This window comes from Bacillus sp. LJBS06 (genome assembly GCF_016924995.1).
Lineage (GTDB): Bacteria > Bacillota > Bacilli > Bacillales > Bacillaceae > Bacillus > Bacillus stercoris.
This window is the reverse complement of sequence record NZ_CP070483.1, coordinates 3,485,612-3,510,723: the sequence shown is the minus strand read 5'-3', so window position 1 is coordinate 3,510,723 and position 25,112 is coordinate 3,485,612. Positions and strand designations below refer to the sequence as shown.

The 25,112-nt window shown below is 43.2% G+C and carries 25 protein-coding genes; 23 read left to right on the top strand and 2 right to left on the bottom strand.

Annotated features, from left to right (window positions below):
• Positions 1 to 89: 89 nt before the first annotated feature.
• On the bottom strand, positions 90 to 842 hold the full coding sequence (locus JQX68_RS17875) for a C39 family peptidase (protein WP_147772575.1): 753 nt from the start codon (positions 840 to 842) through the stop codon (positions 90 to 92).
• A 250-nt stretch (positions 843 to 1,092) separates the two neighbouring features.
• Between JQX68_RS17875 and JQX68_RS17870 the strand changes: the two genes are divergently transcribed.
• The 23 genes from JQX68_RS17870 to JQX68_RS17760 all read left to right on the top strand — a co-directional run bounded on the left by JQX68_RS17870 (position 1,093) and on the right by JQX68_RS17760 (position 24,759).
• Entirely contained in the window at positions 1,093 to 2,268 is a 1,176-nt protein-coding gene (locus JQX68_RS17870) for an ATP phosphoribosyltransferase regulatory subunit (protein WP_040081699.1), read from the top strand.
• Positions 2,261 to 2,902 carry an ATP phosphoribosyltransferase gene (gene hisG / locus JQX68_RS17865; protein WP_014665510.1) on the top strand — a complete coding sequence of 214 codons (642 nt, stop codon included), beginning with the start codon at positions 2,261 to 2,263 and terminating at the stop codon, positions 2,900 to 2,902. Before JQX68_RS17870 ends, hisG begins: the two co-directional genes overlap by 8 nt.
• On the top strand, positions 2,899 to 4,182 hold the full coding sequence (gene hisD, locus JQX68_RS17860) for a histidinol dehydrogenase (protein ID WP_147772574.1): 1,284 nt from the start codon (positions 2,899 to 2,901) through the stop codon (positions 4,180 to 4,182). Before hisG ends, hisD begins: the two co-directional genes overlap by 4 nt.
• Positions 4,179 to 4,763 carry an imidazoleglycerol-phosphate dehydratase HisB gene (gene hisB / locus JQX68_RS17855; RefSeq protein ID WP_103031073.1) on the top strand — a complete coding sequence of 195 codons (585 nt, stop codon included), beginning with the start codon at positions 4,179 to 4,181 and terminating at the stop codon, positions 4,761 to 4,763. Before hisD ends, hisB begins: the two co-directional genes overlap by 4 nt.
• Positions 4,764 to 5,402, top strand: coding sequence for an imidazole glycerol phosphate synthase subunit HisH (gene hisH, locus JQX68_RS17850; RefSeq protein ID WP_014665507.1), 639 nt, complete (start codon positions 4,764 to 4,766; stop codon positions 5,400 to 5,402).
• Positions 5,399 to 6,136 carry a 1-(5-phosphoribosyl)-5-[(5-phosphoribosylamino)methylideneamino]imidazole-4-carboxamide isomerase gene (gene hisA / locus JQX68_RS17845; protein ID WP_103031072.1) on the top strand — a complete coding sequence of 246 codons (738 nt, stop codon included), beginning with the start codon at positions 5,399 to 5,401 and terminating at the stop codon, positions 6,134 to 6,136. Before hisH ends, hisA begins: the two co-directional genes overlap by 4 nt.
• Positions 6,133 to 6,891: an imidazole glycerol phosphate synthase subunit HisF gene (gene hisF / locus JQX68_RS17840; protein WP_069150392.1), complete on the top strand. Its 759-nt coding sequence runs from the start codon at positions 6,133 to 6,135 to the stop codon at positions 6,889 to 6,891. The genes hisA and hisF overlap by 4 nt, the downstream gene beginning before the upstream one ends.
• The gene (gene hisIE, locus JQX68_RS17835; protein ID WP_103031071.1) at positions 6,888 to 7,511 is read left to right on the top strand and encodes a bifunctional phosphoribosyl-AMP cyclohydrolase/phosphoribosyl-ATP diphosphatase HisIE; all 624 of its coding nucleotides are present in this window, start codon (positions 6,888 to 6,890) and stop codon (positions 7,509 to 7,511) included. The genes hisF and hisIE overlap by 4 nt, the downstream gene beginning before the upstream one ends.
• A 263-nt stretch (positions 7,512 to 7,774) precedes the next feature.
• Positions 7,775 to 9,433, top strand: coding sequence for a DUF2339 domain-containing protein (locus JQX68_RS17830; RefSeq protein ID WP_147772573.1), 1,659 nt, complete (start codon positions 7,775 to 7,777; stop codon positions 9,431 to 9,433).
• 131 nt (positions 9,434 to 9,564) lie between these two features.
• The gene (locus JQX68_RS17825) at positions 9,565 to 10,302 is read left to right on the top strand and encodes a lipoprotein YvcA (protein WP_147772572.1); all 738 of its coding nucleotides are present in this window, start codon (positions 9,565 to 9,567) and stop codon (positions 10,300 to 10,302) included.
• Positions 10,303 to 10,616: 314 nt separating this feature from the next.
• Positions 10,617 to 11,342, top strand: a complete 726-nt coding sequence (locus JQX68_RS17820) for a lipoprotein YvcA (RefSeq protein WP_187248797.1) — start codon at positions 10,617 to 10,619, stop codon at positions 11,340 to 11,342.
• A complete protein-coding gene (locus JQX68_RS17815; protein WP_147772571.1) occupies positions 11,335 to 13,242 on the top strand; it encodes a DUF6792 domain-containing protein in 1,908 nt (635 codons plus the stop codon). The genes JQX68_RS17820 and JQX68_RS17815 overlap by 8 nt, the downstream gene beginning before the upstream one ends.
• Before the next feature lie 14 nt (positions 13,243 to 13,256).
• The gene (locus tag JQX68_RS17810; RefSeq protein ID WP_069838651.1) at positions 13,257 to 13,616 is read left to right on the top strand and encodes a hypothetical protein; all 360 of its coding nucleotides are present in this window, start codon (positions 13,257 to 13,259) and stop codon (positions 13,614 to 13,616) included.
• Between the two features lie 166 nt (positions 13,617 to 13,782).
• On the top strand, positions 13,783 to 15,552 hold the full coding sequence (gene bmrA, locus JQX68_RS17805) for a multidrug resistance ABC transporter ATP-binding protein/permease BmrA (protein ID WP_040081720.1): 1,770 nt from the start codon (positions 13,783 to 13,785) through the stop codon (positions 15,550 to 15,552).
• A 125-nt stretch (positions 15,553 to 15,677) separates the two neighbouring features.
• On the top strand, positions 15,678 to 17,132 hold the full coding sequence (locus JQX68_RS17800; RefSeq protein ID WP_148343229.1) for a tetratricopeptide repeat protein: 1,455 nt from the start codon (positions 15,678 to 15,680) through the stop codon (positions 17,130 to 17,132).
• A 380-nt stretch (positions 17,133 to 17,512) separates the two neighbouring features.
• Positions 17,513 to 18,922, top strand: a complete 1,410-nt coding sequence (gene cwlO / locus JQX68_RS17795) for a peptidoglycan DL-endopeptidase CwlO (RefSeq protein WP_069150381.1) — start codon at positions 17,513 to 17,515, stop codon at positions 18,920 to 18,922.
• A 205-nt stretch (positions 18,923 to 19,127) separates the two neighbouring features.
• Complete coding sequence (gene trxB, locus JQX68_RS17790; protein ID WP_069150380.1) at positions 19,128 to 20,078, top strand: thioredoxin-disulfide reductase; 951 nt, start codon at positions 19,128 to 19,130, stop codon at positions 20,076 to 20,078.
• Between the two features lie 318 nt (positions 20,079 to 20,396).
• Positions 20,397 to 20,873, top strand: a complete 477-nt coding sequence (locus tag JQX68_RS17785; RefSeq protein ID WP_080478281.1) for an 8-oxo-dGTP diphosphatase — start codon at positions 20,397 to 20,399, stop codon at positions 20,871 to 20,873.
• Positions 20,874 to 20,897: 24 nt separating this feature from the next.
• Positions 20,898 to 21,785 (top strand): RNase adapter RapZ, encoded by an 888-nt coding sequence (gene rapZ / locus JQX68_RS17780; protein WP_003235371.1) that lies wholly within the window; start codon positions 20,898 to 20,900, stop codon positions 21,783 to 21,785.
• A 1-nt stretch (position 21,786) separates the two neighbouring features.
• Entirely contained in the window at positions 21,787 to 22,740 is a 954-nt protein-coding gene (gene mgfK / locus JQX68_RS17775) for a gluconeogenesis morphogenetic factor (protein WP_040082505.1), read from the top strand.
• Positions 22,741 to 22,762: 22 nt separating this feature from the next.
• Positions 22,763 to 23,713, top strand: coding sequence for a DNA-binding protein WhiA (gene whiA / locus JQX68_RS17770; protein ID WP_003243775.1), 951 nt, complete (start codon positions 22,763 to 22,765; stop codon positions 23,711 to 23,713).
• 23 nt (positions 23,714 to 23,736) lie between these two features.
• Positions 23,737 to 23,994 (top strand): HPr family phosphocarrier protein, encoded by a 258-nt coding sequence (locus JQX68_RS17765; RefSeq protein WP_003219835.1) that lies wholly within the window; start codon positions 23,737 to 23,739, stop codon positions 23,992 to 23,994.
• Positions 23,995 to 24,759 carry an arylamine N-acetyltransferase family protein gene (locus JQX68_RS17760; protein WP_205440370.1) on the top strand — a complete coding sequence of 255 codons (765 nt, stop codon included), beginning with the start codon at positions 23,995 to 23,997 and terminating at the stop codon, positions 24,757 to 24,759. It begins immediately after the preceding gene.
• A gap of 35 nt (positions 24,760 to 24,794) precedes the next feature.
• On the opposite strand, the gene JQX68_RS17755 is transcribed toward JQX68_RS17760, so the two are convergent.
• The gene (locus JQX68_RS17755) at positions 24,795 to 25,004 is read right to left on the bottom strand and encodes a hypothetical protein (protein WP_014665489.1); all 210 of its coding nucleotides are present in this window, start codon (positions 25,002 to 25,004) and stop codon (positions 24,795 to 24,797) included.
• Between the last annotated feature and the right edge of the window lie 108 nt (positions 25,005 to 25,112).

Sequence of the window (25,112 nt, the reverse complement as noted above, 5' to 3'; positions counted from 1 at the left end):
TGGAAAATGAATCGATCTTACCGATTGAAACAAAAAGCATGAATATTGTCGTATTTGCTCAGGATAGAGCATATGCGGCTTTCAGGTGTTTACTTTTGAATAACCACGGCCTGGCTGCCCATTTGTTTCCACGCTTTTTCAAAGCTCGTCCTATCGGCTTTTCTGTTTTTATAGCCATACGGGTCATTGAGATACACATATTTCTCATCATATCCCGTAACGGCGACGCTGTGTTCGCTGTACGTAATCTCTATCGTTCCGCTTGGCGTTTTCCATGTCTGCATGTTGTCAACTGGCGCAAAGCTGGCGGTCGTAATGACCCAAACTGGATTGCCTTTTTCAAGCTGCTGATAAACAGCGGAAATACTTTTTCCAGTCAGATCTGATACTTTGTCACCGGCATAGGTTTTCGCCAGCTGATAGATCGGTCGATGGTAGACACCGAGACCAGGGCCATTTGCCATATCCCCGACAAATCCGTTATTCGGATTACCTTTTAATCCGCTGCTGTATGTCAAAGGCACTGTGGCAATCTGGTTTGCCAGGGTGTTTTTTGTCACGTCGTATCCCGCGTAATTCAGCACCATCGCAAGGCTTGTTACTTCACAGCCGTTATAGAGCCGAGGCGCGTCCATTTGATTGTAAAGGATGACATCAAGCGGCTTTGCGCTTCCCTTCAGCTCCTTTTTGCTATTCGCACCTGTATCTGTATCGCTATCAGAAACCGCTTTTTTCAGGCTGTTCAAAAAAGGAATATCTATATCTTTTGCATCTATTTTAAGTCCGAAAAAAATAACACCTGAAAGAATCATCAGGACACATAGAGTTCGCAGTGTTTTCATCTTTATCTCCTTGTTCTCTATTTGATTTGTATTATAGCATGCCAAACATAAAGAATTTGAGATATTACGTACCTTTAATACATTGTTCATGATTTTTTCATAATGAGGAGAAGGATATTTGGACTAAAAAAATTCTGGCTAAAGTTAAGCATTGATTTTCATTCTTTCATCTGCTAACATATTATCATATTAGCGAACTAAAGGATTCGGAATTTTCCTTCATAAGATGACAACGGAGGTGCGCGGGTTGATGTTTATGTTTGAAAAACCGCACGGCATGAGAGATACACTGCCCGGTTTATACGAAACGAAAAAAAAGGTGAGACGATCGTTAACCGATTTGATTGATAAATGGGGATATCAATTTATGGAAACGCCGACACTGGAGTTTTACGATACCGTTGGCGTCCAATCAGCAATAGAAGAGCAGCAGCTGTTTAAGCTTCTTGATCAGGACGGCAAGACATTGGTGCTTCGACCGGATATGACGGGGCCGATTGCAAGGGTGGCAGCATCAAAGCTTTTGAAACACGATCATCCGCTCAGAGTCGGCTATGCGGCAAATGTATTCAGAGCTCAGGAGCGTGAAGGCGGACGTCCTGCAGAGTTCGAACAGATCGGAGTGGAGTTAATCGGTGACGGCACGACGAGCGCGGATGCGGAGGTTATTGCTTTAGTCGTCGGTGCATTAAAAAACACTGGGCTGGCATCCTTTAAAATTGCCATCGGCCATGCCGGTATTGCGGATGCTTTGTTTGTTGAGGTGCTCGGAAACGTTGAACGGGCTGATGTGCTGCGGAGGTTCTTATATGAAAAGAACTACGTCGGCTACAGAGAGCATGTCAAATCTCTCCCGCTTTCCTCCATTGATAAAAGCAGGCTGCTTGAGCTCCTCGAATTGCGGGGCGGCATAGAAGTATGCGGACGTGCTGAGGAAATCGTCGATTCTGCACAAGGAAAAAGCGTGGTTGATGAACTGAAGGCGCTGTGGGATATTCTTGAGGATTACGGATGTACGGAAAATGTCCGCCTGGATCTGAATATGGTCAGCCACATGAGCTATTACACAGGGATTTTATTTGAAGTGTACGCTGAGAATGTCGGTTTTGTCATTGGAAGCGGCGGCCGTTATAACAAGCTGCTGGGCCATTTTGATTCACCTGCTCCGGCAACAGGCTTTGGGCTTCGGATCGACCGGCTGATTGAAGCCCTTCATATGAAAGACGAACCTTGTGATATAGATGCTGTTATTTTCAGCAAAGAGCAGCGGGCGCAAGCCATCGCTTATGCGAATGAAGAACGGATGAAAGGGAAAAAAGTGGTTCTTCAAGATTTATCGGGAATAGAAAATATCGACCAGATGACAAAATCTTTTGCAAACGTCACTTATTTTATCGGTGCCAGAAAGGAAGAGCAAAATGGGTAAGTTACTCACAATGGCGATGCCAAAGGGCCGGATATTTGAAGAAGCGGCAGGGCTGCTGAGGGAGGCGGGCTACAAGCTCCCTGAGGAGTTTGAAGATTCAAGAAAATTGATCATCGATGTGCCGGAGGAAAATCTTCGTTTCATATTAGCGAAGCCGATGGACGTAACCACGTATGTGGAGCATGGCGTGGCAGACGTCGGAATTGCGGGCAAGGATGTCATGCTGGAGGAAGAGCGCGATGTGTATGAGGTCCTGGATTTGAACATCAGCAAATGCCACTTGGCAGTCGCCGGACTTCCGAATACAGACTCGAGCGGCGTAGCGCCAAGAATCGCGACAAAGTATCCGAATGTGGCCTCCAGTTATTTCAGAGAGCAGGGAGAACAAGTCGAGATCATTAAGCTCAACGGTTCAATTGAGCTGGCCCCCCTCATTGGACTTGCAGATCGGATAGTGGACATTGTTTCCACAGGACAGACGCTGAAGGAAAATGGGCTTGTAGAAATGGAGCACATTTGTGACATTACCTCCCGCTTTATTGTCAACCCGGTAAGCTATCGAATGAAAGACGATGTGATTGACGAAATGGCATCCCGCCTATCTCTTGTTGTGGAAGGAGAAACGGCAAAATGAAGATCAAAACCATCAGCGGAGCAGAGCGGCTTTCTCTCAAGCGTTCCATCGATGCAGGAACGGAAGAGCAAAGAAAGACGGTCCGGTCCATTATTGAAGATGTAAAGGCAAATGGTGATCAGGCGGTCCGCAGCTATACAGCGAAATTTGACGGGATCGACATAAATAGCCCGCTCGTCACAAAAGAGGAAGTTGAGGAGGCATACACCTCGCTGGATTCACATCTTCTTCAGGTGATTAGGCAGGCAATCGAAAATATTAGGGAATATCACGAAAGACAGCTGCAATCCTCCTGGTTTTATCACAGAAAGGACGGCACAATGCTGGGACAGAAGGTGACGGCGCTTGATTCCGCCGGTGTATATGTGCCAGGGGGAACGGCCGCATACCCTTCATCTGTTTTGATGAATGTGATTCCGGCGCTTGTAGCGGGCGTTGAAAGAATCGTTCTCGTCACTCCTCCGGGAAAAGACGGTCGGCTGTCTTCGGGGGTTTTGGTTGCTGCTGCTGAGCTTGGCATAAAAGACATTTACAAAATGGGCGGCGCTCAGGCGATTGCGGCGTTAGCATACGGAACAGAAACCATTGAGCCGGTGGATAAAATCACGGGTCCGGGCAACATTTATGTCGCGCTTGCCAAACGAGAAGTGTTCGGCGATGTCGATATCGATATGATTGCCGGACCTAGTGAAATCGTCGTGCTGGCTGATGAAACAGCGATACCGCATGAAGTTGCGGCCGACCTGCTTTCGCAGGCGGAACACGATAAGCTCAGCTCATGTGTGTTTGTCACAGATTCCATGGCACTGGCCGAGGCGGTTTCAGCCGAGGTGAATGAGCAGCTGAAAACCTTGCCGCGACGAGAAATAGCGGAAGCTTCGGTGAGTGATTACGGTTGTATCTATGTGGCAGACACAATGGATGAAGCGATTGATACCGTTAATACGCTCGCGCCAGAGCATTTAGAAATCCTCACACAGTCTCCGGAAGCTTTGCTTGGCAGCATCAAACATGCGGGTGCGATTTTCTTAGGCAGATACAGCCCTGAGCCTGTCGGTGATTATTTCGCCGGGCCAAACCATGTGCTCCCGACAAACGGAACAGCCAGATTTTCAAGTCCTTTAAACGTAACGGATTTTCAAAAGAAATCGAGCATTATTTCTTACAGCCAATCAGCTTTTGAAGAGCATGCCGAAAGCATCGCGGCTTTTGCCAGACTGGAAGGGTTAGAAGCCCATGCCAGATCAATTGAAGCGAGAGAACGGAGGAATTCTAAATGAGAAAAGCGGAACGCGCCAGAAAAACAAACGAAACAGATATTGAGCTGGCATTCGCAATAGACGGCGATGGACAGGCGGATATCAAAACAGACGTGCCGTTTATGACACACATGCTGGATTTATTCACAAAACACGGACAATTCGATCTTTCCATAAACGCAAAAGGTGATGTTGATATAGATGATCACCACACGACTGAAGATATCGGCATCTGCTTAGGACAGGCGCTGCTTGAAGCGTTGGGTGATAAAAAAGGAATCAGACGCTATGGCTCGGCGTTTGTGCCGATGGATGAGGCACTTGCTCAAGTTGTGATTGATTTAAGCAACCGGCCGCACTTGGAAATGCGCGCTGACTTCCCGGCGGCGAAAGTCGGAACTTTCGATACGGAGCTTGTACATGAATTTTTGTGGAAGCTGGCGCTCGAAGCCCGGATGAACCTGCACGTCATCGTTCATTACGGCACAAACACACACCACATGATTGAAGCTGTTTTTAAAGCGCTGGGGCGCGCGCTTGATGAAGCGACAATGATCGATCCGCGTGTTAAAGGAATACCGTCAACGAAAGGGATGCTGTAAATGATCGGCGTAATAGATTATGGAATGGGCAATTTATACAGTGTCTCAAAGGCGCTTGAACGTGTCGGCGTGCCGTATTTTGTTTCTGAAAAGCCCGAGGCGCTGAAAGAAGCCGATGCCTTCATTTTGCCGGGAGTCGGTTCATTTGGAGACGCGATGGACAATTTGCGCCACACGAAGCTCGATCAATTGATTCACGATATGGTCTCAGAGGGAAGGCTGCTTCTCGGGATCTGCCTTGGCATGCAGCTTTTATTTGAAGAAAGCGAAGAAAACGGCACCGCTTCAGGGCTCGGGCTGCTAAAAGGAAAAGCAGTCAGGCTGAAAGCAGAAGATGAAAAAGGAAACAAGCTGAAGGTTCCGCATATGGGCTGGAATCGCCTTTCCTTTCATAACGAATCTCCGCTGCTGTCTGAAACAGAACAAGGCTACGCTTACTTCGTTCATTCTTATTACGTTGACGGGATGGAGGGGGATGCGCTTCTGGCAAGCGCCGATTATGGTGTGCGAGTGCCTGCAGTAGTCGGAAAAGGGAACGTCTTCGGCGCCCAATTTCACCCGGAAAAAAGCAGCACGGTCGGAATGTCCATCTTAACCCAATTCACGAAAATGGCAGCAGAACAGAAGGTGAAAAAATGAGTGCTTTTACATTATATCCGGCAATTGATATGAGAAACGGCAAATGTGTCCGCCTTGTTCAAGGGGATTATAATAAGGAAACGATATATGGCGATTCACCGTACGACATGGCTGCGTTATTTGCGAGAGAGGGTGCCGAATGGATCCATCTCGTTGATCTCGACGGGGCCAAAGAAGGGAAAAGAGTGAATGACCGCCATGTGATTGAGATTGCGCAAAAGCTGAATCTGAAAGTTGAAATCGGCGGCGGGATCCGTTCTGAAAATGACGTCTATGAATATTTATCAGCAGGAGTCGATCGGGTGATCCTGGGAAGTTCAGCAGTTTCTAATCCTCCGTTTGTCAAAAAAATGCTGAAACAATATGGTGAGAAGATTGCCATCGGACTGGATGCGAGAAACGGTTTTGTTTCAACAGAGGGATGGCTGGAAACATCAACCCTTAAGGCAGCTGAACTGGGCAAAGAGCTGGCCAATGAAGGTGCGGAAGTCTTTATTTTTACTGACATCGCAACAGACGGAATGCTGTCAGGCCCAAATGTTCAAAGCACGGTCGAGCTTGCTAAGGAAACGGGGAAATCGGTGATCGCGTCCGGCGGAGTCAGCTCTGTCGCGGATCTCGAAGCCCTCGCCCGCTATCAGGCGGATGGCGTCTCTGGAGCGATCATCGGAAAAGCGCTGTACACCAATCAGTTTACGCTGAGTGAGGCGCTTGAAAGGGTGAAGCGCAAATGATCACAAAACGAATTATTCCATGTCTTGATGTCAAAGAAGGACGCGTTGTCAAAGGAATTCAATTTCTCGAATTGAAGGATGCCGGTGATCCGGTTGAACTTGCCGAAGTGTACGACCGAGAAGGTGCGGATGAACTGGTCTTTCTTGATATCTCCGCCTCGCATGAAGGACGAAAAACGATGGTAGACGTCGTGGAGCAGGTTGCCGCGAAGCTTGCGATTCCGTTTACAGTCGGCGGCGGCATCAATCAGCTCAGTGATATGAAAACGATTCTGCGTGCCGGAGCAGACAAAGTGTCGGTGAACACGGCAGCTGTTCTCCGCCCTGAGCTGATTAAAGAAGGAGCCGAGTTTTTCGGTTCTCAATGCATCGTTCTTGCCATTGATGCCAAGTATGACAAAGAGTCTGACACATATAAGGTCTACACGCACGGCGGCAGAAAGAAAACAGATTGGGAAGTCACCGAGTGGGCAAAAGAAGGCGTCAAACGTGGGGCAGGAGAAATATTGCTGACAAGCATGGACTCTGACGGTGAGAAAAAAGGGTTTGACCACAGGCTGACAAAGCTTGTTTCTGAAGCTGTCCCCGTCCCTGTTATCGCCTCGGGAGGCGCGGGAAGCGCGCAGCATATGCTTGAGGCTTTTACAAAAGGGGAAGCCGACGCTGCGCTGGCCGCCTCAATTTTTCATTATAAAGAAACATCAATTAAAGAAGTGAAATCATACTTGAAAGAGTACGGGGTGAATGTGAGATGAAACAGGCAGACGAACTGTGTTTTAACGAGGACGGATTAATTCCTGCCATCGTGCAGGATGCGGCAAGCAAAGAAGTGCTGACACTTGCCTATATGAACAAGGAATCGTACGAAAAAACGCTGGAAACGAAGGAAACATGGTTTTACAGCCGCTCCCGCCAAGCGCTATGGCATAAAGGAGAAACCTCAGGGAACACGCAAGCCGTCAAAGGTATCCGGTATGACTGCGACCAGGACGCGTTGCTCGTACTCGTAGAACCGTCAGGCCCGGCATGCCACACTGGCAGCTACAGCTGTTTTACAAAGGAACAAACAGAAGAACAGGCCGCGGGCCGATTCGGCATCATGAACGAACTGGAGCGCGTAATCGCCGAACGCCAAGCGGAAATGCCTGAAGGAGCTTACACCACGTACCTCTTCCGTGAAGGCGTCGATAAGATTTTGAAAAAAGTTGGAGAAGAAGCATCCGAAGTCATCATCGCCGCGAAAAACCGGGATCATGAGGAACTCAAATGGGAAGCGGCGGACCTGCTGTATCACCTGCTTGTCCTGCTCAGAGAACAAGCCTTGCCGCTGGATGATGTGCTTGATGTATTGAAAAAACGCCATTCTGAAAAATAAAAGGATTGGAGCTGCTCATATGTCAGCTCCTTTTTTATGTATTTGTTTCAGCTGAACCATTTGTCTTGTCCTAATAGAAGAAATGAAAAAACCAATCGAATTTCCTATTTAACAAAAATTTCCCATGATGTAACATGACTAAGAATGAAAATCCCAAATGGATATCGGGTCTTTAGGATTATTTTATACAAACCGGTCAGGATAGTGAGGAAAAGACATAGTATGAAAAAGCGGCTGCTAATTATTCGAAAAATGAGGAGAGAATGGTGAACGAAAAAATTGATGAACTGAACAAAAGAGTTGGACGTTTAGAACAAGAACTGGAAAGTGTCAAAAGGGAGATCGCATATCTCGCTGCTGGCAAGAAAGAACAAACAGTAGTCAAAACGGAAGAGCATCCAAAAATCAACAAGGAAACCGAAGTTCCACAAAAGACGCCGGCTCCGCGAAAAGAGAACCGCACTTTAGAAAACATGGCGGGAAATTGGCTTCCGAAGATCTTTATTTTTGTTTTTCTTCTTGGTATGATTTGGGCATTTGTGGCAGCTGCAGAAAAAGGCTGGATCAACGCATATATGAGGGTAGGGGCGGGACTTATTGTCTCTATTGTGCTATATGTTCTCGGTAGCAGGTCACATAAGAAAAATGCCAGTGTATTGGGCAGTTCATTATTGGCGGGCAGTAATATTGTCTATATTGTTTCTTTGTTTGCGGGTAACATGCTGTACCAGATTATACCGACGCCGCTTACGATGATCCTTCTTGCTGCAGGCGTTGCGGGCGGTGTGTACATATCAAGAAAATACCGATCACAAACGCTAATCGCCATTATCGGCGCAGGTGTTTACTTGTATCCTTTTTTATTTGGCGGGAAACAAGGAAATGAATACATCTTTTATGTATATGAGTCATTGGTTTTCGCAGGCTTAATATATGAGACAGTTAAACAAAAGTACAGCGTGGCATGGAATATAGCAAACTATGCTTTTATATTAGCGATTTTTGCTTTCTTATCATTTACAGATGCGCAGGTGACGGGTTGGACACTTGCTGTATTTATCCTACAGCAGGCGATTACGATCCTATCAGCCTTACGATCGAACAGCCAATTTAAAAAAGCTGTCTATCTCACAGCTGTTACAATCGGAGCTTTTGTCGTTTTCATTACAGGGGTTGTCCTGTACATGAAAAACGATACAGCCTTATACGCTTTTTATACTGCTGCATTTATGTTTTACCTGTTGTTAAGCTTATGGAAAAGTAAAGAATTTGCCGAAATCAAACATACGTTTTTTCTCATTTCTATGATTTATTTTAATGTATTGGCAGCGGATGGATTAGCTGAAAATGTGAGCTTGCTGTACATCATATTCACCTTACAAGGAATCATGATGTGTTACGTGTCATACCGCAAAAAAAGCTGGTTGATCGGCATCGCCGGAGTGATTGTATTATTACAGGCAGCCTGCGGCCTCATACAATACCCGGCACGTTCATTACACGTTCTCAGCATTGTCTCTTGGCTGCTGCTGATCAGCTCACTATTTGGCGGCTATCTGTATTCGAAGAAAATACATTATAAACAAATCACAATCGTTGTTTCGTCCGCTGTTTCATTGCTGCTGCTTGTATTCTTCAGCAAATTATCCATATGGATGTCGGATAGGATTGACGGCGTATCAGTAAACGTCGGAGTATCCCTGTCTTGGTTTATATTTGTCATTGTGATGTATGCTGTTTATTACGCAACCAAAGACAAGACATGGAACCGAATTGGGCTGATCTTTTTATTCATTACACTTGCCAAAATAATTTTAATAGATTCTGCTTCGATTGATATTGTTTGGAGAGCGGTCTTATTCATCTTGCTAGGGGTCATTGGCCTGTTTATATCCAGAGTATTTTATTCGAAAAAAGAGTAACAATCATGTCTGGTCAAGACTGCCGATAGAACGCGGCGGTCTTTTTTCAGTATGATTCTATATTGTAATACGGCTAGAACTAAATAATCATGTTGTAACAATCTATCAGTTAAACCCGTGGGAGGTTCCTCATGAAAAAAATGATCTTGCTTTGCTTCTGCTTATTACTTACTCTGACAGGCGGATGCAGTATGAACAACAAAGAAAAAAACAACACAAAAGAAAATAACACAGAAGCTCCAAAACCAAAAGACATGGATCCAAAAGATCTGCCGCAAGTTCCGGCATTTCAAGATGAGAAGACGAGAGAGTACATGGTGACAACGATAGAAGAGGAGCCAGGGTATTATTTGCTTGAGTCTAGGCTGAAAGGGTTTAGGATGTTGTTTCCGGAGGATGGACAGTACGCACCTGATCTTTCTAGTACAGGAGAAAATGAAGAAACAATAGTATTTGATAGTTTTAATAAAAAAACTAACATTCAATATGATGTTCAACTGGATTATCATCAAGACAAAAGTTTTGCAAACGACAAGGATATAATGATTGACATAGTAAGTGGAAGAAACAGCTATATAGGAAAATATGAAAAAAGGAAACAATCCGATAAAATTGTATATTCTGCGCAAAAGAAAAGTGTTTTTGATGATGCAGAGGAAAAGAAGTACTTTTCTTATAGATTTTTTGGTTATGTTAAATCAACAAAAGAGGATTATCTGGGGATAGAGTATTCGTTTCGATTTGCCTGCTATAGTGATGGAGAGGCTTGTTCATTAAAGAAAGATGAAGCGAGAAAAAAAGTTGAAAAAATAATAGACTCTATTACCTTTTTAATAGTTAAAAAAGGAGATATAGAGAGTGGAGAATAGGAATATATTGAAGACTTTAAGATAACCTAGAGCAAAATTATATAGAAGCCACTCTGAAAACTAAGGGAAGAACCGTATGATAAACGCCTCTTTTCGTTTTGTGAAAAAAGTAACGGGTATTTGGATGTGTATGAGGTGTTTTGCTAGATTTGTTAGTGAAAGGAGATCAAAACCAAGTCGGATTTCCTATTTATCCAAATTCCTCCATGATATAACATAGAAAAGGATAAAATAATCACGTATTAACCAGGTCAATAGAATTATTTTTGATTTGAAATAGAATTCTATTCTCACAAAACCCGTGGAGGTTCGTAATGAAAAAGATCATATGTATTTGCTTTAGCTTATTACTTGCCCTGACAGGAGGATGCAGTATGCATGACAACGATAAAAACACCACAAATGACAATAAAACAGAAGCCGTAAAACCAAAAGACATGGATCCAAAAGACCTGCCGCAAGTTCCGGCGTTTCAGGACGAGAAAACGAGAGAGTACATGGTGTCAACGAAAGAAGAAGAGCCGGGGTATTATTTGCTTGAATCTAAGCTGAAAGGGTTTAGGATGTTGTTTCCGGAGAATGGGAAGTATTCAAGCTATTTGTCTAGCCGTGATGAAAATGAAGAAATCATCGCATTTGATAGCTATGAAAAAACAAAAAATAAAATGCTAAATGCACAAATAGAGTATTATCAAGGAGTAACTTTTATTAACAATCCTGAGACAATGTTAGACCAAATTAGTAGTGAAAATGGTTATAATGGTAATTTTGAAAAACTAGAGAGCGAAGGTAAAGATATTTATATCGCCTACAAGAAAAATAATTTTGAAAACGATAAAAATAAATATAATTTTTCGTACAGATACTTCGGTTATATTAAATCTACTGAGAAAGACCAACGAGGTATTGTGTTTTCGTTTATGTTTAGATGCCCAAATAATGATAAGCCTTGTACGTTAGACAAAGATAACTTAGGAGATCAGGTTAAAAAGCTCGTAAAATCTATCACCTTTTTAAATAAGGAGGGGAAAGATGGCTAACAATAATATATTTTCAAATGAAAATGTAAAACTGCGGTTAATAAATTTAGAGTATGATTATAAAAAAAAGTTTGCATCAAATAATCCTAAAGAAATAAAGGAAGCAAAAGTAGAATTTGAAGCGGAAGTCCGCAGGATCTATAAAGAAGAAACTAATCAAAATCTTCCTAAGGATATTGAGATTTATACATCTAAAGAACTGATTAAGAAAAATAACCAAAAAGATAAGTCAATAAAAGAATCGGGTTATGATGGTACGGCAATATATATAAAAGATAGTAAAAATCAAATAGACCAACTTCATATTATTTCGGAGGGTAGTGCTGATAACGAGGATTGGTCTTATAATTTTTTTGGCCTTTTCTTAGGGATCGACAGTAGCCAATACAGAGCAACGAGAGAATTTACTAAGGAAGCAAAGAAAAGAGCTGGAAATTCTGATGAGCTACATACTTACGCTCTTGGGCATTCACTTGCAAATAACAACCAGGTAATGGTTCAGTTAATAGATGGAGAGTTTGATGAAGTATATGGGGTAAACGGTGCTCAGGTTAGTGTAAATCATTTGTTACAAGCTGATAAAGATTTACTTGATGCTATGATCAATAAATTTAATGTTCTGAATACTGATGAACTTGAAAATGTCCGCAAAGAAGACCTAAAAAAAGCAATCACCCAATACTACAATGACAAAGGCGTCACAGCAAACATCACCCAGCGTATTTCCAAAGATGACCCGCTTTATGGCGTCAGCGGAAAGGCTGATTTTATTACATTTGGCAATGTAAAGATGAAAGATACAAATACAGATGTCAAAGGAATCAGAAGCATTATAGATAAGATTCCTGATGAGGAAGTCCGCTCTATCCAAACTTTTTTACGAAAGTATTCGGAAGAATATAAAAAAGGTGGGTTAAACGGATTTGTCATGGCTTCGACTGGGATAGATGCAGAGCTTGTCGGCAGTATTATTAGTGCTGATGGAAATATGGCGAAAGGGAAAATAGTGAAAGACCGGTTTGGTGACATACAGGTAATGGTTAAAAATATCGGGGGAAAAATGCCGGCCTTTATCAAATTCTTTCATACTATCTTGAATAATAGCGGAACAGTTGTGGATCAGCTTGAAGAGAATGGGTACATTAATGAGACGCAAAAGAAGAGTATCAAAAAACAGTTAAAAATAGTTAATAATAAGATAGGCGATATAGAAATTCAATATAAACAGTTAAAATACGCGCTTTCTACTAATAATGTAGTTGCAATTGTTTATTATGTCTGTGAGTTAATAGGTAGTGTTAATGAATTAAAAGATGCATTTGAAACACTCGACACAGAAACAAAAGACGCACTAAAACTCATCGTCGACGGCCACAGCATCGTTCAAATGCTCAACGCCTTGTCGAAGGAAAAAGGCTTCAGCTATAAAGGCTCCGATATTTATTTTACAGGCAAGAGCGGCTCGGGAGAAACGATTCAAGTCAATCTCTCATCCGCTGTCAGAATCTATCAAAACGGTATGAAAATCGTTGAAGATATGGAAGATGCGATTTCTCAGTACCAGAAGGTTTACAGTCAGGAAATCGATGAAGACTTCATAGACAAAAAACAGGCGATCACCACGGCGATTCATCATATGGAAGAAAACCCTTCGTATTATGCCTTCGATCTTCAATTCCGGCTTGCAGCTGGTTTCAGCCACACATTCGATAAATTGGAAAAAATCTCAGTTCATGAATCATTCCACACAGGTGCGCTTCCTGTTAATGATGGAATTGTTGCTGAATTAAAAAAACAGACAACAGAAAAAAGGGATTTTATCAAAAATATCCGCGAGAGTATTGAAAAGCTGTTTGAAAAAGAAGAAATGATTTCTCAGTTATTTGATTTTCAGCCTTAGGAGGAATTTGAAGAGTGACTTCCTTATTTTCAGAAAGTGAAACAGAAATTGTATCAACCACCTATATGTTTCTGACCAAAGATGAAATGAAGGGGAAAGCGGGCACCCTCAATCAACCGATCAACGACTTTCTCAGTCTGACAAAGAAATTTGAGTCTTCATTAAAAGAGGAAATCAAGGGGCAAAAAGGGTTGATTGTAAAAAAAATAAAAGAAGAACTTGAGTCGAAAAGCGAAAAACGAAAAGCTGCCCTTCAGATGATAAAAGAAGAACATACCGCAAAAGTTGATCGGTACAAAATGATAATTGAAGACCTGCGACAGCAGGATGTAACATTGACTTACAGAAAAAAGAAGCCAGTGAAAGATGTCTAACATAAAAAATCTCCTATTCAAACAATGAGTGGGAGATCTTTTATTTTCACCACGGCAAAAATATACTGAAAAAGTCTCTCGCCATTGATATGATTGAGAAAGAGTAAAAATCATCCTTTTGCTATGACTTTTCACCTTTCTGAACGCTGAAACAGGAGGAAAATATATGCCAACCCAGAAACAAAAATCTAAAAGTAAATTGAAACCCTTTTTTGCCTTAGTAAGACGGACCAACCCTTCTTATGGAAAGCTCGCCTTTGCGCTTGCCCTCAGTGTTGTAACCACGCTGGTCAGCCTGCTTATTCCATTATTAACGAAGCAGCTTGTCGATGGTTTTTCTATGTCAAATCTGTCAGGCACGCAAATCGGTTTGATCGCGCTGGTGTTTTTCGTTCAGGCGGGTTTAAGCGCTTATGCCACCTATGCGCTTAACTATAATGGACAAAAAATCATCTCTGGGCTGCGGGATTTATTATGGAAGAAATTAATTAAGCTGCCTGTCTCTTATTTCGATACAAATGCTTCCGGAGAAACAGTCAGCCGTGTAACGAACGATACGATGGTTGTCAAAGAATTGATTACAACCCATATCAGCGGATTTATTACAGGCATCATTTCTGTCATTGGATCATTGACAATCTTGTTTATTATGAACTGGAAGCTGACACTGCTTGTGTTAGTGGTCGTTCCGCTGGCCGCTCTTATTTTGGTGCCGATTGGAAGGAAAATGTTCTCCATTTCACGGGAAACACAAGATGAAACGGCTCGTTTTACAGGGCTGCTGAATCAAATTCTCCCGGAAATTAGACTTGTTAAAGCTTCAAATGCGGAGGATGTCGAATATGGGCGCGGGAAAATGGGGATTTCCTCATTATTTAAGCTTGGCGTTCGTGAAGCTAAGGTTCAATCACTTGTCGGCCCGCTTATCTCACTCGTGTTAATGGCAGCGCTTGTCGCAGTGATCGGATATGGCGGCATGCAGGTATCTTCAGGCGAGCTCACGGCCGGAGCGCTCGTGGCTTTTATTTTATATTTGTTCCAAATTATTATGCCGATGGGCCAAATTACAACATTCTTTACACAGCTGCAAAAATCAATCGGTGCAACAGAACGAATGATTGAGATCTTGGCAGAGGAAGAGGAAGATACAGTGACGGGAAAACAAATCGAAAATGCGCATCTGCCTATCCAGCTTGATCGCGTGTCTTTTGGATATAAGCCCGATCAGCTGATCTTAAAAGAGATCAGCGCCGTCATTGAAGCAGGGAAAGTGACAGCGATCGTCGGTCCGAGCGGCGGGGGAAAAACGACGCTGTTTAAGCTGCTTGAACGCTTTTACTCTCCGACTGCAGGGGCTATTCGGCTGGGGGACGAGCCGATTGACACTTATTCGCTTGAATCGTGGCGGGAGCACATCGGATATGTATCACAGGAAAGCCCTTTAATGTCGGGGACTATCAGAGAAAATATTTGCTACGGATTAGAACGAGATGTAACAGATGCTGAGATCGAAAAAGCCGCGGAAATGGCATATGCGCTCAATTTTATAATGGAGCTGCCGGATCAGCTTGATACAGAAGTGGGCGAACGAGGCATCATGCTGTCAGGCGGACAAAGGCAAAGAATCGCGATTGCGAGAGCGCTTCTCCGTAACCCAAGCATTCTTATGCTTGATGAAGCCACTTCAAGCCTTGACAGCCAATCTGAAAAGTCAGTTCAGCAGGCGCTTGAGGTGCTGATGGAGGGTCGCACAACAATTGTTATCGCTCACCGCCTATCTACCGTTGTAGACGCGGACCAGCTTTTGTTTGTTGAAAAAGGGGAAATTACCGGTCGTGGCACACACCATGAATTAATGGCTTCCCATGATCTTTATAGGGATTTTGCTGAACAGCAGCTGAAAATGAACGCGGATTTAGAAAACAAAGCCGGGTAAATTTTGGTCGAATCAGCCAATAAAAAAGAGGAGGGAATTTCCCAATCCTTCCTTTTGAACTATTGAGGGGCTTACGATTTATGGTATACTACTGACGGTAATATTGTATAAAACGGAGGGTAGTTGTGGGAAAACACACTTCTGAACATAAAAATCACGCACAAATTGTCCAGCTGCTTCAAGATGGACAATATTTTTTTCATAAAGGCTTGAAAGCGTATAAAGAGCGCAATCTGAAACGGGCAAGCAAACTGATTCAGCGCGCGGTTCATTTGGAGCCGGAGGATTCAGAGATGCTTTCACAGCTTGCGGTCATTTACTCGGAAATGGGCCAGTATCAAGAGTCGAACGATCTTCTTGACTATATCATGGCTAATCTGGAGGCCGAAATGCCGGAGTGCCATTACTTTAAAGCGAACAACTTTGCCCACTTGGGGCTCTTTCAAGAAGCTTATAAAGAAGCGGCCGCATATTCTGATGCGGACCCGGACGGTGAATTCGCGGAAGAAAACGATAGTCTGCTTGATTTGCTCGATCTAGGGGACGATGGCATTGAGGATTCGTTGTATGATCAGGATGAACTGCTGATGAAACAGGATCGGGCAAAATCATTGCTGGAAAGCGGCCAGCTTGCTGAAGCGGTTGCCGCGCTTGAGGAAATCACAGCTGAATATCCGGAGCTTTGGTCAGCATACAACAATCTGGCGCTTGCCTATTTCTATTCCGGAAACGTTGTAAAAGCGAAGCAAACCGCGTATGAAGTGCTTTCTCATAATGAAGGAAATCTTCACGCTTTATGCAATCTTCTCGTTTTCTACTATTATGAAAGAGAAGATGAAAAAGTGGCGGAATTGAGTGAGCAGCTTTCTAATGTCTATCCAATGCTGTTGGAACAGCGTTATAAACTGGGTGCTACCTTGGCGCTTGTCGGCCGTTACGAGCATGGGTATAAATGGCTCAAATCATTATATAAAACCGGCTTTGAAGGTGACGACACATTCTTTTACTGGCTCTCGTGCTCTGCTTATTTTACGGGGCATACCGACTTTGCCGAGACGATCTGGAGAAAAGTCGAGTCGCAATATCCCGGAGAAGACCGCCCTGCGCCTTGGGTTGAGCGAAGGGAAGCACTTCCTTCATCTGTAGAACAGCGTCTCGCAGCCTATTATATCAGCAGTACAAAGGGAGAAACGGAGCATCTTGAAGCGGTAATACGCTCAAAGAGAATTACCGCTCCTTTTGAAAATCACTTTGTAAAGCTGCTTTTGAATGGAGACTCTGTGGCAGCTGACGTTTCAGAGGATGCGCTGTTCGCCTATCAAACGGTCAAATTATTAGAGCAAGCTGAAAAAGAAGAGATGACAACAGAAGTCATGAGCTGCTGGGTTTTTCATGTCATCCAGCAAATCCGCGCAGCCGCTCCGTTGAAGAATGAGAAAGGCTGGGCGGCAGCGATCTGTTATATTTGGAAAGAAGCCCACGGCAAGCAAGACACGAAAAAAGACACAGCAGCCCGATTTGGCATCTCTCCGGCAACGTTGACGAAATATATGAAATATATTGATGATATTCTAGAATAGTATATTTTGAAGAGTCGATTTGTTTAATCGACTCTTTTTTTGTTTGATAGATTATATTAAGAAAATAATATCGACAGTTTTTTTACACGCTTAAGAAAAATGACAAATGATGTGTGGCTTGACATCTGTTTGAAACATAAATGTAATAAAATTTATCGCTAATTTGTCGAAACTTGATGGTATAATGATTCTCGTACATAAGGAATTAGTGTTTTTTACATATGATGTGAAATAAACGCTATACAACCAGAATAAGAGATGCACAGAATAATTAACCATAAACAACCATCATTCCTCGTAGAGTATGAGGAACGAAACTTGATGTTCAAAATACGATTCCAAATGAGGACAGGTTCACAGTAAAAGGGAGGATATAAAAAGTGAGAAAGAGTTTAATTACACTTGGTTTGGCTTCCGTCATCGGGACAAGCAGTTTTTTGATCCCATTTACAAGTAAAACTGCATCGGCGGAAACATTAGATGAAAAGAAACAAAAAATCGAAAGCAAGCAATCTGAGGTTGCTTCCAGCATTGAAGCGAAGGAAAAAGAATTAACTGAGCTTCAGGAAAATCAATCAAAGATTGAAAAAGAACTGCAAGACATTAACGCTAAGGCGCTTGATACAAGCAACAAGATCGAAGATAAAAAAGAAGAAAACGATAAAACAAAAGAAGAAATCAAAAAACTGAAAAAAGAGATTAAAGAAACAGAAGCACGCATCGAAAAACGCAATGAAATCCTGAAAAAACGCGTTCGTTCTTTACAGGAAAGCGGCGGATCTCAAGGATACATAGATGTTCTTTTAGGATCAACAAGCTTTGGTGACTTTATCTCTCGTGCGACTGCGGTCTCATCTATTGTGGACGCAGACAAAGATTTAATCAAACAGCAAGAGCAGGATAAAGCGAAGCTCGAAGATTCTGAAGCGGATTTGAATGACAAGCTGAAAGAAGTTCAAGCTGCATTGGCTAAATTAGAAACAATGCAAAAAGACCTTGATAAACAGCTTAATGAAAAAGACAAGCTTTTCGACGAAGCAAAAGCAAGCCAAAAGAAAACGGCTAAAGCGATTTCTGAATTAAAATCAGAAGCGTCTGAACTTGCAAATCAAAAAGCAAATACTGAAGCTGAACAAGCTCGCATCAAAAAAGAACAAGAAGCAGCTGCTGCTTTGATCAAAAAGCAGGAAGAAGCACAAAAAGCATCTGATGAAACACAAACAGATGACAGCCAAACGGCTACAACTGAATCAGCGAAAGCAAGCTCATCTGATGATTCTTCAGACAATTCTTCTAACGGTTCATCAAACAGTTCGTCTAACGGCTCATCTTCTAAGAAGAGCAGCGGTTCAAACAGCAATTCAGGCGGCACCGTTATCAGCAACTCCGGCGGAATTGAAGGCGCGATCAGCGTTGGTTCAAGCATTGTAGGACAATCTCCTTACAAGTTTGGCGGCGGACGCAGCCAATCTGATATCAACAACCGTATTTTTGACTGCTCATCATTCGTACGCTGGGCATACGCTTCTGCAGGTGTTAACCTTGGACCTGTAGGCGGAACAACAACTGATACGTTAGTTGGCAGAGGACAAGCTGTCAGCGCGTCTGAAATGAAACGCGGAGACCTTGTGTTCTTTGACACTTACAAAACAAACGGACACGTAGGAATCTACTTAGGAAACGGTACTTTCCTAAACGACAATACATCTCATGGCGTATCTGTTGACTCTATGAGCAATCCTTACTGGAAAGCAGCATTTAAAGGCGTTGTAAGACGTGTTGTTCAATAATAAATATGACAAGGGCCTTCTATAAACAGAAGGCTCTTTCTTTATTAACATATACCCTTTTCGAATACATTTAATCGTGTTGAGCAAAAAAATAGCGTATTACCATGAGATTTTATAGGATATGGGTAAGGAATACGTTTGATGGGGATTCTTATCTTATAAGAAAGAGCCCAAACTTGAAAAGATGGTTTAAGGAGTGAATAGTGTGTCAGAAGAAAAAATTTATGACGTGATTATAATCGGCGCGGGCCCTGCTGGGATGACGGCCGCTGTATACACATCAAGAGCGAATTTATCGACATTAATGATTGAAAGAGGAATTCCCGGCGGACAAATGGCCAATACAGAAGATGTAGAAAACTATCCTGGATTCGAAAGTATCCTTGGGCCTGAGCTTTCTAACAAAATGTTTGAACACGCGAAAAAATTCGGCGCCGAATACGCTTATGGCGATATTAAAGAAGTCGTTGACGGCAAAGAGTACAAAGTAATTAAAGCCGGTTCAAAAGAATATAAAGCGCGTGCGGTCATTATTGCTGCAGGTGCGGAGTATAAAAAAATCGGTGTGCCTGGCGAGAAGGAATTGGGCGGCCGCGGTGTATCTTATTGTGCGGTATGTGACGGGGCTTTCTTTAAAGGCAAAGAGCTTGTTGTTGTCGGCGGCGGAGATTCTGCTGTTGAAGAAGGTGTGTACCTGACACGTTTCGCTTCAAAAGTAACGATTGTTCACAGACGTGATAAACTCCGTGCGCAAAGCATTCTTCAAGCGAGAGCATTTGATAATGAAAAAGTTGACTTCCTATGGAACAAAACCGTGAAAGAAATTCATGAGGAAAACGGCAAAGTCGGTAACGTAACGCTTGTCGATACGGTAACCGGTGAAGAAAGTGAATTCAAAACAGATGGCGTATTCATTTACATCGGCATGCTTCCTCTATCTAAACCGTTTGAAAACCTGGGCATTACGAATGAAGAAGGCTACATCGAAACAAACGACCGTATGGAAACTAAGGTTGAAGGGATTTTCGCTGCCGGAGACATTCGCGAAAAATCACTGCGCCAAATCGTAACTGCTACAGGAGACGGAAGCATTGCGGCACAAAGCGTTCAGCATTATGTCGAAGAGCTTCAAGAAACGCTGAAAACCTTAAAATAAAAAGGGCTGTCATACGAGTTTCACATTACGTTACTGGGTTTTAATTCCGCTGTAACACATGTGTAATGCTTTTCGGTTATGATTAATAAAGTAATTGACCCCCTTTTTATAATGAATACACTTTTTTGGCACGGATTCTCCAGTTATCCGTGTCCTTTTTTTGTCCAAAAATAAAAGATGAATGCCGATTACAGCAAAATCATCTGAATTAACGAAAGAATATGCTGTAAAATAGAAGAAAAGATTGTCAATGTCTCTTCATTGTGGGAGGCATCTTGAAGCGGTATAATAAAGAGACGATGACAGGACGAAGGTTAGGTGACGTACTTGCAAAGAGTGACAAATTGTGTGCTTCAGACGGATGACAAAGTTCTTCTGCTGCAAAAGCCGAGACGCGGCTGGTGGGTCGCGCCGGGCGGCAAGATGGAGAGCGGAGAATCAGTCAGAGACTCCGTCATCAGAGAGTACAGAGAAGAGACTGGTATCTATATCATAAATCCTCAATTAAAAGGCGTTTTTACCTTTATTATTAAAGACGGTGACCACATTGTCTCCGAGTGGATGATGTTTACGTTTGTCGCTGATTCTTATACAGGACAAAATGTATCAGAATCAGAGGAAGGCAAACTGCAGTGGCACGATGTCAATGACATTCAGAGCCTGCCTATGGCCCCTGGAGACGGCCATATCCTTGATTTTATGATGAAGGGACAAGGGCTGCTGCACGGCACATTTACGTATACACCGGACTTTGAGCTGCTCAGTTATCGTTTAGACCCGCAGCACATCAAATAGAAAGACAAGTCAGGGGGGAGAAAGATGAGTGTTAGTGAATCACATGATATTCAGCTTGTCATTATAACCGGAATGTCGGGAGCGGGGAAAACTGTCGCCATTCAAAGCTTTGAAGATCTCGGCTATTTCTGCGTCGATAATCTTCCGCCTTCATTGCTTCCGAAGTTTTTAGAGCTGATGAAGGAATCAAATTCGAAAATGAGCAAAGTTGCGCTCGTGATGGATCTGCGCGGCCGCGAATTTTTTGACCGCCTGATTGAAGCGCTGGATGAAATGGCCGAGAATCCGTGGATCACACCGCGAATTTTATTCCTGGACGCGAAGGATTCCATTCTCGTCACGAGATATAAAGAAACGAGACGCTCGCATCCGCTGGCAGCGACTGGCCTGCCGCTTGAAGGCATTGCGCTGGAACGAGAGCTGCTTGAGGAATTAAAAGGCCGTTCTCAAATCATTTATGATACATCTGACATGAAGCCGCGTGATTTACGCGAAAAAATTGTAAAGCACTTTGCCTCAAACCAAGGAGAGACATTTACCGTAAATGTGATGTCATTTGGTTTTAAATACGGTATCCCGATTGACGCAGATCTCGTCTTTGATGTCAGATTTTTGCCGAATCCGTACTATATCGAAAGCATGCGGCCGCTGACTGGCAAGGATGAAGAGGTTTCCTCTTACGTCATGAAGTGGAATGAAACGCAAAAGTTCAATGAGAAATTAATTGATCTGCTGAGCTTTATGCTTCCATCTTACAAAAGAGAAGGAAAAAGCCAGGTTGTCATTGCGATAGGCTGCACAGGGGGCCAGCACCGCTCTGTGACACTTGCCGAGAATCTAGCTGATTATTTCAAAAAGGATTACTATACTCATGTTACTCACCGGGACATTGAAAAGAGAAGCCGGAAATAAGATGGGACAAAAACCGAAAATCGCAATCTTTGGCGGCGGTACAGGCCTTTCTGTATTGCTTCGGGGCCTAAAGCATAAACCCGTTGACATCACGGCCATTGTAACAGTTGCCGATGATGGAGGAAGCTCTGGCCGTCTGCGGAATGAACTGAAAATTCCGCCTCCCGGAGACATCAGAAATGTGCTTGCCGCTTTATCCGATGTGGAGCCGCTTGTTGAAGATCTTTTTCAGCACCGCTTCAATAAAGGGAATGACTTAACAGGCCATTCTCTCGGGAATTTGATTTTGGCAGCGATGACAAATATAACCGGTGATTTTTTTCACGCTGTCACAGAAATGAGCAAGGTGCTGAATGTAAGAGGGAAGGTTTTGCCGGCTGCAAATACCAGTGTTGTTTTGCATGCTGAGATGGAGGACGGCCGCGTGGTCTCAGGCGAGTCAACGATTCCGGCATACGGACAGCGCATTAAGCGTGTTTTTCTCACGCCTGAACAGATTGACCCGCTGCCGGAAACGATAGACGTGATCAGGGAAGCGGATTTGATTATTATTGGCCCGGGAAGCCTCTATACAAGCATTCTTCCCAATTTGCTCGTCCCAAAAATCGGGGAAGAAGTGATAAAGGCACCGGCGAAAAAAGTATACATTTGCAACGTGATGACTCAGCCCGGTGAAACGCTCCATTACACCGCTGCTGATCATGTGAAAGCGCTCAATCAGCATATGGGCTGCGGTTTTATTGATACGATATTAGTGAACAGTGAAGACATTCCCGACGAAATAAAGCGTAAGTACGAAATGGAATCCGCACGTCCTGTTGATTTTGATATCGATGAGCTGAAAGCGATGGGGCTTGAAGTCATCAGAGACCAAATCGTAACGTATAAAAATGACGTAATTCGTCACGATACACATAAAGTGGCCTCTCTTCTTGTTGATTTACTGAAAGAATGAAGCCTTGAAATGAGGTGGCTATATGTCATTTGCATCAGAAACAAAAAAAGAATTAACCAATCTGGAAGTGAAAGACTGCTGCATTAACGCCGAGCTGTCTGCACTCATCCGGATGAATGGAGCTTTATCATTTACAAACCGCCATCTCGTACTCGATGTTCAAACCGAAAACGCGGCGATTGCCCGCCGCATCTATACATTGCTGAAAAAACAATATGACGTGTCGGTCGAGCTGCTGGTCAGAAAGAAAATGCGGCTGAAAAAGAACAACGTCTATATTGTGCGTTTTTCAGAAAATGCAAAAGCGATCTTAGAGGATTTAAAAATACTCGGGGAAAATTTTGTGTTTGAACGAAGTATTTCGAAAGAGCTGGTCAAAAAGAGATGCTGCAAGCGTTCTTATATGAGAGGAGCATTTTTAGCAGGAGGTTCGGTCAATAACCCGGAAACCTCCTCATATCATTTAGAAATCTTCTCTCTTTATAAGGAGCATAACGATTCATTATGTGACCTATTAAATGAGTTTCAGTTAAACAGCAAAACGCTTGAACGGAAAAAAGGCTACATCACCTATTTAAAAGAGGCTGAAAAGATTACAGAGTTTCTGAACGTAATCGGCGCTCACAACTCGCTTCTGCGATTTGAGGATGTCAGAATCGTTCGGGACATGAGAAATTCGGTCAACCGCCTCGTCAATTGTGAAACAGCCAACTTAAACAAAACGATCGGCGCTTCGCTGAGACAGGTGGAAAATATTAAATACATCGATGAAAGAATCGGCCTGGAGGCGCTTCCTGAAAAACTTCGGGAAATCGCGCAGCTGCGGATTGACTATCAGGAAGTGACGCTGAAAGAGCTGGGGGAAATGGTAGCAAGCGGGAAAATCAGCAAGTCAGGGATCAATCACAGGCTGAGAAAACTTGACGAAATCGCAGAACAGCTGCGGACAGGGCAAACCGTCACTTTAAAATAACCGTAAAGAAAAGGGGAGATCTTATGGTTCAACAGAAAGTGGAAGTTCGATTAAAGACAGGACTGCAAGCACGTCCTGCTGCTTTGTTTGTACAAGAAGCAAACCGGTTTACGTCAGATGTGTTTCTTGAGAAGGATGGGAAAAAAGTAAACGCCAAAAGCATCATGGGGCTGATGAGCCTGGCGGTAAGCACAGGCACTGAGGTTACCTTGATTGCCCAGGGAGAAGATGAACAAGAGGCGCTGGAGAAGCTGGCTGCTTACGTTCAAGAAGAAGTTTAGGTGATAAAAATGAGTGACTTTCTAAAAGACTGCTTTCAGAAAATCGGCTGGGAGAAAGACCATGTCAGCTTCGGCGATCTTCCCCTTTTTCTCAAAGCAATGGCATACCGTTTTCCATTTGAAAACCGCGCCGTACTTGCAAAAGAGAATTATAGGGTAACAAAAGAAGATCTATGGCGCCGTCTGGTCAAAGAACAGCACGGCGGCCTATGCTACGATTTAAATGGCTTCCTTTATTTTGTCTTGCGTGAGGCCGGGTTTCATGTGAAGCTCATTCGGGGAACGGTTTATGCAGGCAATCAAGAGGGATGGGCGCTAGAAGGGACGCATGCTGCTGTATTGCTGTCTGTGGAAAACGGCGATTACCTCGTTGATATTGGCTTCGGCATCAACCTGGCGCTTCAGCCGATACCGATTTCCGGAGAAACGGTACAGTCACCAGTCGGGTCATTCCGAATCAAAAAAGAAGAGACAGAAATGGGCAGCCATGTGCTGCTGATGGACAAAGGAGAAGGCTGGCAAATTGGGTACGCCTTTACCCTTGAAGAGAGCGATCTCTGTGATTTAGATAACATGAAGGACATGATTCACTCTCATGAAAAATCTCCTTTTAACAAATCACCGCTTGCCTCAAAGCTGACACCGAGCGGAAGGATGGTCATGTCAGACCGCCATTTCACGATTCATGAAAACGGCGGTGACATTCAAAAAAGGGATATCGGCCCTTCAGAATTTGAAGAGAAATTAAATACTCATTTTTTGTAACGTAAAAAGCTTGCAGGTTATCTGCAAGCTTTTTCTTATGAGCAAGTGTAGATTGCTGTATCAAATGCGTCTTCAGGGATATACAGTTTTCCCTTTTCGTATTTATAAGGAATTTCATTCTCTTTAAAGCACTCTTTGGTATAGTCAGTTAGTGTATCTCCAATTTCTATGTATTTCCCGGTATAGTTGGGCTGACATGCTGAAAGAATTGACGTAATGGCCAGAAACAGCATGATTTTCTTCATCACGACACCTGCCTATTATGAAAATTTTACCTATACCATTCTATCATAACGAAAAGAAAAAGACCGATTTACTATTCTGCACATGCTATAATAATTTTGGAATCTTCT